Here is a 10,520-nt window from a genome sequence, read left to right as displayed (position 1 = left end):
CCCCCCCCCCCCCCCCCCCCCCCCCCCCCCCCCCCCCCCCCCCCCCCCCCCCCCCCCCCCCCCCCCCCCCCCCCCCCCCCCCCCCCCCCCCCCGGACCGGTACCGTTGCCCGCCGTGGGGAGCGCGGACCGCCTGGAGATCGTCGTCGACCGGGCCCGGCCGACCGGCCGCACGCTGCTCGCCGCCGGGGTCGAACAGTCGTACGTGGACGTCGCCGACCCGCGGCACCTGCACTTCGAGTACGTGCGGCGAATGGCCGCCGTGGTCGACCTGGCCGCCCCGCCCGGGCGGCCGCTGACCGCCCTGCACCTGGGGGGCGGCGCGCTCACCCTGCCCCGCTGGCTGGCGGCCACCCGCCCGGGCTCCGCGCAGCGGGTCGTCGAGCGGGACCCGGCGGTGGTCGACCTGGTCCGCCGCGAACTGCCCCCGGTACCGGACGCGGTCGAGGTGACCATCGGCGACGCCCGAGAGGCGGTGACGGACGCGCCGGACGACGCGTACGACCTGGTGCTCGCCGACGTCTACCGGGCCGCCCGGATGCCCCGGCACGTGGCCAGCGTCGAGTTCGCCGCCGAGGTGGCCCGGGTGCTCCGCCCGGACGGCATCTACCTGGTCAACGTCACCGACCTGCCGCCGCTGGTCTTCTGCCGTACGCAGGTGGCCACGCTGCGCGCCGTCTTCGCCGACGTCTGCCTGCTGGCCGACCGGCGGATGCTGCGCGGGCGGCGCTACGGCAACCTGGTGCTCGCGGCCGCCCACCGACCCGACCGCCTGCCGGTACGCCGGCTGGTCGCCCGTGCCGCCGGCGACCCGGTGCCCGGTGGGGTGCTGCACGGGGCGGGCCTAGCCGCGTTCGTCGCCGGCGCCCACCCGGCCACCGACGCCGGCCTCGCCGAGCGCTGAGCCGGGCGTTTCCTTCCCGGTGGCGCGGGTAGCCGCGCCGGATGAGCGACGCCGACGACCGGTCCACCGCCCGGCGGGCGCTGATCGTCATCGGTCTGGTGTTCGCCACCGTGGTGCTGCTCGGCCTGGTCTGGGCGACCCGCCGGGTGCTGGTCTGGGTGCTCATCGCGGCGTTCTTCGCGGTGGCCCTGAAACCCCTGGTGGACGCGGTGGAACGGCGGTTCGTGCGGCGTCGGGCCCTGGCCACCCTGCTGGTCTTCGTGGCCACCTTCGCCGCGCTCGCGGCGCTCGGCGCGATGATCCTGCTGCCGCTGCTGGACGAGGTGAGCCGTCTCGCCGACCGGGCCCCCGAGCTGCTGCGCGAGACCCGGGCCGGCCGGGGCCCGCTCGGCGAGCTGCTGGACCGGTTCCGCCTCAGGCGGTACGCCAACGCCCACGCCGACCAGCTCCAGCGCTACGGCTCCCGGTTGAGCCAGCCGGCCGTCGGGCTGGTCCGGGGCGTGTTGGAGACCATCGCCGGAACGCTGACCGTGGTGGTGCTGGCGTACCTGATGGTGCTGGAGGCCCCGAAGATCGTCGCCGGCACCCTGGCGCTGGTCGGCGACGGCCGGGCAGAGCGGCTGCGCCGCATCGGCCGCGACTCCTCCCGCACCATCACCGGCTACCTCACCGGAAACCTGCTGATCAGCGTGATCTGCGGCGGGCTGACCTTCGTGGTGCTCTTCGTGACCGGGGTGCCGTTCGCCGGCGTGATCGCCCTGCTGGTCGCCATCGCCGACCTGATCCCGCTGGTCGGGGCCACCCTCGGGGCGATCATCGCGGCCGGCGCCGGGTTCGTGCACTCCCCCACGACCGGCGTGGTCGTGCTGGTCTTCTTCGTGCTCTACCAGCAGGTCGAGAACCACCTGCTGCAACCCCTCATCTATTCGCGCGCGGTCCGGTTGAACCCGCTGACCGTGCTGGTCAGCGTGCTGATCGCAGCCGAGCTGGCCGGCTTCGTGGGTGCGCTGCTGGCCATCCCCGCGGCCGGCATCGGGCAGATCCTGCTGCGCGAGTTCGTCCCCGCCGGCCGCCGCGCGCTGCCCTCCCCGGCCGTCGACGGACCTGACGCGGCCCGGTCACCGGAGGCCGACGCGCCCGAGGGTCCGAGGGACGCCGATCCCGAACCGCGGCACGACGCGGCCGGCGGCCGGGCCCCCGGGGTCGAGGACCCGCCGCCGGCCGGCGGCTGAGCGGGCTCAGCGGCGGTGCACCACCTCGGGCGACTCGCTCTCCAGGGGCACCGCGTTGCCGGGGACCAGGCCGAGCTGCACCGAGGGCCGGGGCAGCGTGGCGTCGAGCACCCAGTCCGCACCCACCCGGGCCCGGTTCCCCGGCATGGCGAGCAGGTGGTAGCCCCGGGTGACGGCCTTCGCCGGCAGGCCCGACAGGGACACCTTCAGCGGGTTCGCCGCCGCGTCCTTGCCACCGAGGTCCACCACCCAGCCCAGATCGTGGTGCTTGTACGGCTTCCGGACGCCCTCTCCGTACGAGGCGGCGATGTTGTGCGCGGCGAGCTTGCCCTGGCGCTGGGCATGCTGGGCGGTCATCGCGCAGATCTCCCCGGGGCGAGCCAGGTTGGGCACGGCCGCCGCGTCGCCGCAGGCGAACACCTCGGGGTGGCCGGGGACGTTGAGGTACTCGTCGACCACCAGCCGGCCCTTCTCGGTGCGCAGCCCCAGCTCGGCCACGAACGGGTCGGGGCGGACCCCGACGCACCAGATCAGGCTGCACGTCGGGACGTACTCGCCGTCGGTGAGCATGACCCCGTCCGGGGTGGCCTCGGAGACCGAGGTGCCCATCCGCACGTCCACCCCGCGCCGGCGCAGCACCCGGTCGGCGGTGATCGACATCCGCTGGTCCAGCTCGGGCAGCACTCGCGGCGCCACGTCCAGCAACATCCAGCGCGGGCGTACCTTCAGGTGCGGTCGCTGGGAGATCAACCGGTCGGTGTAGAGCTGGCCGTGCGCGGCGACCTCGGTGCCGGTGTAGCCGGCGCCCACCACCACGAAGGTGGTACGGGCGCGCTGCTCGGCCGGGTCGTCGGTCAGCTCGGCCAGCTCAATCTGGCGGACCACGTGATCGTGCAGGTAGAGCGCCTCGGGCAGGCCACGGAAGCCGTGGGCGTACTCGGTCACGCCCGGGATCGGCAGGAGCTTGTTGACACTGCCCACCGAGAGCACCAGCCGGTCGTACGCGAGCTGGCCCGCGTCTCCCTCCATCGAGCGGTAGCCGACCCAGCGGTTCTGCAGGTCGACCCGGTCCGCCTCGCCGATCACCACCCGGACGCCGTCGAGGGTGCCGGCGAGCGGCACCGCGATCCGGGTCGGCTCGACCACCCCGGCGGCGACCTCGGGCAGCAACGGCAGGTAGAGGAAGTAGTCGGTCGTGTTCAGTAGGACGATCTCGGCCCGCTTCGCGGCCATCCGGCTCAACGTCTTCGCCGCGTGGTATCCGGCGAACCCGGCCCCCACGATCACCACACGAGGTTTCGTCATTGCGGCCCCGTTCCCATCGCCGGCCCGGACAAACGTGGCCGACCGGTCACTCCGCGGCGAGCCGCACGTACCCCGTCGAGCCGACGGCCTCGACGTCCCAGCGGTGGCCGAACGCGCAGACGCGGCTGAGCCCGACCCGGCCGACCTCGGGCGGCAGGACCGGGTCGACGACCAGCCGGCCGTCGACCGGCTGGAGCCCCAGCATCGCCCGGATCAGGTTCAGCGGGGCCCCGGACGCCCAGGCCTGTGGGCTGCACGCGGTCGGGTACGGGACGGCGACGAGGGTCCGCTCCCGCGGGTAGCCGGCGATTGCCTCGGGCAGCCGGTCACCGAACTCGGCGGCGGCGTCCAACAGGGCGAGGGCCACCCGGTTGGCCTCGTCGCGGAAGCCGTACCTTGCCATGCCCAGCACGCTGATCGAGGTGTCGTGCGGCCACACCGTGCCGAGGTGGTAGCCGAGCGCGTTGTGCGGCGCCTCGGCACTGGACAGGGTCCGGATCCCCCAACCGGAGAACATGTCCGCGGAGAGCAGTTGCCGGGCGAGCGCGGCGGCGCGTTCCTGCGGGACGATGCCGCTCCAGAGCAGGTGCCCCAGGTTGGAGGTCATGGAGTCGATCCGGTTCTTGTCGCCGTCGAGGCCGACGGCGTAGTAGCCGCCCCGCCCCTCGATCCAGAAGTCCCGGTTGAACGCCTCGCGCAGCCGGTACGCCTCGGTGCGCAGCCGGTCCGCGAGGGCCGGGTCTTCCAGCGGGCCGTCGGCGAGTTCGGCCAGGCGCAGCTTCGCGTCGTACGTGTAGCCCTGGATCTCGCAGGTGGCGATCGGCAGTACCGGCATCCGGCCGTCGGCGAAGCGCACCCCGTCCCAGGAGTCCCGCCAGCACTGGTTGCCCAGCCCTTCCGGGGAGCGGGTGCCGTACTCGACGTAGCCGTCGCCGTCCCGGTCGCCGTACCGGTCGATCCAGTGCAACGCCGCCAGCGCGTTCTCCCGCAGCGACCGGACCAGGTCGTCGTCGCAGGTCCAGCGCCAGTACTCCGACAGCAGGATCAGCCAGAGTTGGGTGGCGTCGGCCGCGCCGTAGTAGGGGTTGTACGGCATGATTCCCCGCCGGGTGAGCTCACCGAAGCGGACCTCGTGCAGGATCTTGCCGGGCTCCTCGTCGGTGAAGTCCACGCACCGCCGGCCCTGATGGTGGGCGAGCGCGAGCAGGGTTCCCCGGGCCAGCCGAGGCCCGAAGGTGAGCGCCTGGTACGCGGTGATCAGGGTGTCCCGGCCGAAGAGCGTGAGGAACCAGGGCATGCCGGCGCCCGGCAGGCTGATCCGTTCCTCCCCCACGGTCATCTCCAACCGCAGCGCGGACATGTCGGAGCGGGTCCGCGCGGTCGCCCGCTCCAGCCCCCGGTGGTCGCTGGTCAGCTCAGCGGCACCGGCAAGCCACCGGGCGGCCGGATCCTCCGCCCGGTGGTGGAAGATGTCGACGATGTCGCCGTGGAGCGGCTCGATCGCCTCCATGCCGGCCGGTACCGGCACCTCGAGATCGACCTGCCATTCCCCACGCGGGCAGAGGTCGATCTCCCAGACCAGGTGATCGCCCTCCAACCGCTGTGGGCAGCGGGTCGACCGGACCCGGGTGGACGTCCTGAAGTCATCCTGCTCGTAGTTGAACACCAACTGCGAGCCGTCCGGCGCGTGCTGGCACCGGATCCGGTCCGACCGGTCGTGGACGTTCGTCTTGATCTCGAGGATGTCGGCGAAGTCGTTGCCCACCTCGAGACGCAGCTCCAACCGGACCGGCTCGCTGGCGAAGGAGTTGACTTCGATGCGCTCGTGCAGCCCGTCATCCAGATAGCGCAACCGTCGGATGGCGATGGTGTTCGCCGGCAGGTCGGGTAGCGCCGGATTGGTCAGGAAGAACTGCGCCGAGTAGTGATCGACCACGCCGGACCGCAGCACGAGCAGGCGTTGGCCGTCGACGGTGAGCACCCAGTGGTTGAGCAGGCGGGTGTCCCGGTGGACCAGGCCGCCGATGGTGCCGGCCGGCACGTCGCCGGCCGGATCCGAATACATGAAGGTGGCGCCGTGGACCACGGCGATCGCGTCCGGGCCCAGTTCCGGCGGAAGGGCGCGTGCCTGCGCACCGGGGCGGCTCGGGTCCTGCGGCTTGTCCGGGGTGGGATTGGCCGGAGTGGCTCGGACCTGCTTCATACCGCCGAGGCTAGAGCGGCCCGGCCGCCGCGACCTCGTCCGATCCGGGTGAACCGCCCATCATCCACCTCTGCCGATATGGACAAATCTCATCGACAGGAGTGAGGATGCCCAGATGGGTACCCATGAGACCGCCGGCAACCCGCCCACGAGGTCGACCCGGCGCACTTTCCTGACCGCCTCCGCCGCGGCCACCGCCGCCACCATCGCCGCACCGCTGGCCGCCAACCCGGCCGCCGCCGAGGAGGCGGTCAGCCCGCCCGGCCCCGGCCATCCGGTCGTCCCGCAGCCGCCCGACCCCGAGCTGTACGCGCTGCTGCGCGAGGTCGACCGGGACCGGATCGAGGCCACCGTGCGCCGGCTGGCCACGTTCGGCACCCGGCACACCCTGTCCAGCCAGGACGATCCGGTCCGCGGCATCGGCGCCGCCCGGGACTGGATCCACGCGCAGCTCTCCGGGTACGCCGCCGCCTCCGGCGGCCGGATGACCGTCGAACTCCAGTCGTACGTCCAGCAGCCCGCCTCCCGGATCCCCACCGCCACCACGATCACGAACGTGGTGGCGACCCTGCGCGGTGACTCCGCGCCTAACCGGGTGTACGTCATCACCGGCCACTACGACTCCCGCTGCACCGACGTGATGGACGCCGTCAACGACGCCCCGGGCGCCGACGACGACGCCTCCGGGGTGGCGGTGGTCATGGAGCTGGCCCGGGTGCTGGCCACCCGGCGCACCGAGGCGACCATCGTGCTGGCCGCGGTGGCCGGCGAGGAGCAGGGCCTGTACGGCTCGGCCTACCTGGCCAAGCAGCTGAAGGCGGCCGGCGTGGACGTGCAGGGCATGTTCAGCAACGACATCGTCGGCAGCAGCACCGCCGACGACGGCACCCGCGACCCGCGCAGCGTGCGGCTCTTCGCCGAGGGCGTGCCCACGGCCGAGACACCCGCCGAGGCGAGCGTCCGGCAGTCCGTCGGCGGCGAGAACGACTCGCCGTCCCGGCAGCTCGCCCGGTTCGTCAGCGACGTGGCGGAGAGCGGGGCGACCGGGATGCGGGTGCGGGTGATCTACCGGCGGGACCGCTACCTGCGCGGCAGCGACCACATCTCGTTCCTGCGCGAGGGGTGGCCGGCCGGGCGGTTCACCGAGCCGAACGAGGACTTCGCCCACCAGCATCAGGACGTGCGGGTGGTCGACGGCGTCCAGTACGGCGACCTGCCGGAGTTCTGCGACTTCGACTACATCACCCGGGTGGCCCGGGTGAACGGGGCGACGCTCTGGTCGCTCGCCCAGGCCCCGGGCACCCCCAGGGGCGTCATCGTCGTCACCACCAACCTGACCAACGACACCACGCTGCGCTGGCAGCGCGGGACCGAGCCGGACCTCGCCGGCTACGAGGTGGTGTGGCGGGAGACCACCGCGGCCGAGTGGCAGAAGGTGCTCCCGGTCGGCGACGTGACCGAGGTGACCATCGACCTGTCCAAGGACAACGTCTTCTTCGGCGTCCGGGCGGTGGACCGGGACGGGCACCGCAGCCCGGTTGCCTTCCCGAAGCCGGGAAGCTGACGGCCGGGCCACCCGAACCGGGTGAGGCCGGCTCACCCGGCGGCGGCGGAGGGTGGAGGGACCGCGAGAGCCGAGGGAGGAAACGACATGGCGGTCCGCACCACCGTACGTCCCGCGCCCGACGACGTGTTCCCGATCCACCCCGCGTACGGCTACCGCATGCGGCGACAACGGCATCCGGTCGGCGTACGCGGCGGGCCCCGGCCGGCCCCCGGCGGGCCGTGGTTGGACGACAGCGCGCGGCACCAGGTACGCGCCCACTACGAACTGCGGGACCGGCAGCTGGCCCGGGCCTTGGTGGCGGCCGTCAGCCAGCCCGGCGACTCGGCGGAGAACCTGGCCGGCCAACTGGAGCAGCGGATGGACGCGTTGGTGCACCGCGCCGGCTTCGCCCGTTCCGTCGACGAGGCCCGTGACCTGGTCGCGCACAACACGTTCACGCTCGACGGCGGCAAGGTCAACCGGGGCTCCTACCTGGTCCGCCCGGGGCAGACCATCCAGGTCCGGCCCGACCGGCAGTGCCGCGCCCCGGTCGCGGTCGCGGTGGCCAACCGCGTCGAGGGCGACACCCCGCCCTACCTGGAGGTACGGCCGGACCGCGGCACCGCCACCCTGACCCGGGAGCCGCAGCGACAGGAGGTGCCGGCGCTGCGCGACATCCCACTCGCCGTCCAGTCGATAGGAGGGAAGCCGCTGTGAGCATCGTGCCGACCGACCGACGCGTGTCCAACTACCACCAGCAGAGTGGCAGCCCACGGCTCACGCCACGGCAGCGCCGACGCGTCGACCACAAGCAGGCGAAGTTGCAACGGCTGACCGGGCAGCGCCCCGAGGCCCGGGGTCCGGGACGCTGACCCGACGACAGGAGTGGCGGTCGCCGAGCGGGCGACCGCCGCTCAGCCCTGCCCGGGCTCCGGCGCGGTGATCGCCCAGCGCTCGTGGTCCCGCCAGGCGCCGTCGATGAACAGGTAGTCCGGGGAGAAGCCCTCCAGCCGGAAGCCGAGCCGCTCCGCCAGCCGCCTGGACGGCTCGTTGCCGGGCTGGATGTTCGCCTCCAACCGGTGCAGCCCGAGCGCGGTGAAGGCGTGCTCGATCACCAGCCGGACGCCGGCCGAGGCGTGCCCGGTGCCCGCGTACGGCAGGAAGGCGGCGTAACCGAGATAGCCGCCGCGCAGCGCGCCCAGCACGATGCCGCTAATGTTCGCGTACCCGGCGATCTCGCCGGTGGCCTTGTCGCAGAACAGGAACCCGCTGTCCGTCGACCGGCGGATCTTGCGCAGGTAGGCCGCGTACCGCTCCGGGTCGTCCGGGGCGGTGAGCCACGGGTGGTGCAGTTCGCGGCTGCGCCGGGCGGCGGCGATGAACTCGGCCTCGTCGGCGGCTCGGGGGCGTCGGACGCCGACCCGGTCGTCGGCGCGCAGGTATCTCACGGTGAGTAACTCTCGACCACTGGACCGCCCGGTGTCCAATGAGATCGACATTGCTCTACGCTGGGGCGGAACGACGGGAGGTCGATCATGAGGAACGCTCTGCTCGGCACGGTGCAGGTTTCCGCCTCGCCGCTGGGGACCCCGGTGTCCTGACCCGCGCCACCGGCGGTTCGTCCGCCGGCCCGCTCGACACCACCCCCTCGCCGCGAAGCGAACAGGTGACCCGCCATCGCGCGGGTCCTCGCCGTCCTGGCGTATGTACGCCACCACATCGCTTCCGAGGGAGTTCCTCGTGTTTCCGGAGAACCCGTCCGGGCATCCCGTCGTGTCCGGATTGCCTACCCCTGCCCGGTGGTCGGCATGACGACCACCGTTCCCACCGGCCGGCTCGGCCCCGACTTCCACCGGCTCTGGACCGCCGGCGCGGTCTCCAACCTCGGCGACGGCGTCACCATGGTCGCCGGCCCGCTGCTGGTCGCCTCGCTCACCCCCGATCCGGCGGCGGTGGCCGCCGCCACCCTCGCCCCGCAATTGCCCTGGCTGCTGTTCGCCCTGGTCAGCGGGGCGATCGTGGACCGCGTCGACCGGCGCCGGCTGGTCGTCGCGGTCAACCTCGGCCGGGGGCTGGTCCTGGCCGCGCTCACGGTGGCGGTGCTCACCGGCGTGGCCACCGTGCCGCTGATCTGCCTGGCGTTCTTCCTGACCGGCGTCGGGGAGACCCTGGCCGACACCGCGTCCGGGGCGCTGCTGCCCGCCGTGGTGCCGGCCGAACTGCTGGAGCAGGCCAACAGCCGGCTGTACGCCACCTTCGTGGTCGGCAACCAGTTCGCGGCGAAGCCACTCGGGGCGTACCTCTTCGTGCTGACGGCGGCGCTGCCGTTCGGCTTCGACGCGGCCACCTTCGGGCTGGCCGCGCTCCTGGTGGCCCTGCTGCGGTGGCGGCCGGCGCCGCCGGCGGCGCCCGCGCCCGGGGAGGCCGGCCAGGGGCGCTCGCTGCGCGCCGACATCGTCGCCGGGGTACCGGGCGCTCTGGGCCGTGCCGGTGCTGCGCGCGCTGGCCGGCTGCGTCGCGGTGATGAACGTGGCGTTCTGCGCCGCGTTCGCCGCGTTCGTGCTCTACGCCCGCGAGCGGCTCGGCCTCACCGAGGTCGGGTACGGCGTGCTGCTCACCGCCTCGGCGCTCGGCGGGCTCGCCGGCAGCACCCTGGCGGTCCGGCTACGGGCCCGGCTCGGCACGCCGGCGCTGCTGCGGGTCGGGCTGCTGATCGAGATCGGCCTCCAGGTCGTGCTGGCCACCACCCGGCAGCCGTGGGTGGCCGGCGCCGCCCTGGCGGTGTGGGGCGTGCACACCATGGTCTGGGGCGTGCTCGTGGTGTCGCTGCGGCAGCGGCTCGTGCCGGACCGGCTGCGCGGTCGGGTGAACAGCGTCTACGCCCTCGCCGATCTGGGCGGCGCGGCCGTCGGCACCGCCATCGGCGGCGTCCTCGCCCAGGCCACCGGGAGCCTGCTGACCCCGTTCTGGCTCGCCGCCGCCGCGCTCAGCGCGCTCACCGCCCTGTCGTGGCGCCCCCTCGCCGCCACCGCCACCTGACCCCCTGACCCGCTTCTTGATCAAGAGGTTTGCGTCAGGATTCACCGCGTCCCCGACGCAAACCCCTTGATCAACCCGGGTGGGGGGGTGGGGGGAGTCCAGGACGAGCAGGAACGCCAGCGGGTGCAGGTAGGGCCACGGGCCGGAATGCCAGCCAGCGCCCGGCACCCTGGGCGAACGAACATCCACGGCTAGAGCCAACGCCGTTCAGTTAGGCCGGTGGCTGGCCTGTCAAGGTTCGTTGGTGACGACGTCGATGTTGGTGGTGGCCTTGTAGGTGCGGCGGTCGATG

The 10,520-nt window shown here is 73.4% G+C and carries 8 protein-coding genes and 1 pseudogene; 6 read left to right on the top strand and 3 right to left on the bottom strand.

What is annotated here, in order from left to right; all coding sequences use genetic code 11:
• Positions 1–114: 114 nt before the first annotated feature.
• Both ACZ6S5_RS34475 and ACZ6S5_RS34470 read left to right on the top strand, forming a co-directional pair.
• Complete coding sequence (locus ACZ6S5_RS34475; protein ID WP_466006480.1) at positions 115–903, top strand: spermidine synthase; 789 nt, start codon at positions 115–117, stop codon at positions 901–903.
• Between the two features lie 41 nt (positions 904–944).
• Complete coding sequence (locus ACZ6S5_RS34470; protein WP_466006479.1) at positions 945–2,135, top strand: AI-2E family transporter; 1,191 nt, start codon at positions 945–947, stop codon at positions 2,133–2,135.
• Between the two features lie 6 nt (positions 2,136–2,141).
• On the opposite strand, the gene ACZ6S5_RS34465 is transcribed toward ACZ6S5_RS34470, so the two are convergent.
• Both ACZ6S5_RS34465 and ACZ6S5_RS34460 read right to left on the bottom strand, forming a co-directional pair.
• A complete protein-coding gene (locus tag ACZ6S5_RS34465; RefSeq protein WP_466006478.1) occupies positions 2,142–3,440 on the bottom strand; it encodes an NAD(P)/FAD-dependent oxidoreductase in 1,299 nt (432 codons plus the stop codon).
• Between the two features lie 46 nt (positions 3,441–3,486).
• Positions 3,487–5,643 carry an amylo-alpha-1,6-glucosidase gene (locus ACZ6S5_RS34460; protein WP_466006477.1) on the bottom strand — a complete coding sequence of 719 codons (2,157 nt, stop codon included), beginning with the start codon at positions 5,641–5,643 and terminating at the stop codon, positions 3,487–3,489.
• Between the two features lie 115 nt (positions 5,644–5,758).
• Between ACZ6S5_RS34460 and ACZ6S5_RS34455 the strand changes: the two genes are divergently transcribed.
• From ACZ6S5_RS34455 to ACZ6S5_RS34445, 3 genes are all read left to right on the top strand, one after another.
• Entirely contained in the window at positions 5,759–7,207 is a 1,449-nt protein-coding gene (locus tag ACZ6S5_RS34455; protein ID WP_466006476.1) for a M20/M25/M40 family metallo-hydrolase, read from the top strand.
• 87 nt (positions 7,208–7,294) lie between these two features.
• Positions 7,295–7,906, top strand: a complete 612-nt coding sequence (rpsD, locus tag ACZ6S5_RS34450; RefSeq protein ID WP_466006475.1) for a 30S ribosomal protein S4 — start codon at positions 7,295–7,297, stop codon at positions 7,904–7,906.
• A complete protein-coding gene (locus ACZ6S5_RS34445) occupies positions 7,903–8,061 on the top strand; it encodes a hypothetical protein (protein ID WP_466006474.1) in 159 nt (52 codons plus the stop codon). Before rpsD ends, ACZ6S5_RS34445 begins: the two co-directional genes overlap by 4 nt.
• A 42-nt stretch (positions 8,062–8,103) precedes the next feature.
• Here ACZ6S5_RS34445 and ACZ6S5_RS34440 read toward each other — a convergent pair whose 3' ends face one another.
• Positions 8,104–8,637 carry a GNAT family N-acetyltransferase gene (locus ACZ6S5_RS34440; RefSeq protein WP_466006473.1) on the bottom strand — a complete coding sequence of 178 codons (534 nt, stop codon included), beginning with the start codon at positions 8,635–8,637 and terminating at the stop codon, positions 8,104–8,106.
• A 360-nt stretch (positions 8,638–8,997) separates the two neighbouring features.
• On the opposite strand from ACZ6S5_RS34440, the pseudogene ACZ6S5_RS34435 reads away from it, so the two are divergent.
• A pseudogene (locus tag ACZ6S5_RS34435) lies at positions 8,998–10,228 on the top strand (MFS transporter).
• The last annotated feature ends 292 nt before the right edge of the window (positions 10,229–10,520 follow it).

Source organism: Micromonospora sp. NPDC051924, from assembly GCF_055586005.1.
The sequence above is the reverse complement of the archived record's forward strand: the minus strand, read 5'-3'. Positions and strand labels throughout refer to the sequence as shown.

Excerpts from the sequence above, each read along its gene's own strand:
- ACZ6S5_RS34470 (WP_466006479.1), top strand. The coding sequence starts at position 945 with ATGAGCGACGCCGACGACCGGTCCACCGCCCGGCGGGCGCTGATCGTC.
- ACZ6S5_RS34465 (WP_466006478.1), bottom strand. The coding sequence starts at position 3,440 with ATGACGAAACCTCGTGTGGTGATCGTGGGGGCCGGGTTCGCCGGATAC.
- ACZ6S5_RS34460 (WP_466006477.1), bottom strand. The coding sequence starts at position 5,643 with ATGAAGCAGGTCCGAGCCACTCCGGCCAATCCCACCCCGGACAAGCCG.
- ACZ6S5_RS34455 (WP_466006476.1), top strand. The coding sequence starts at position 5,759 with ATGGGTACCCATGAGACCGCCGGCAACCCGCCCACGAGGTCGACCCGG.
- rpsD (WP_466006475.1), top strand. The coding sequence starts at position 7,295 with ATGGCGGTCCGCACCACCGTACGTCCCGCGCCCGACGACGTGTTCCCG.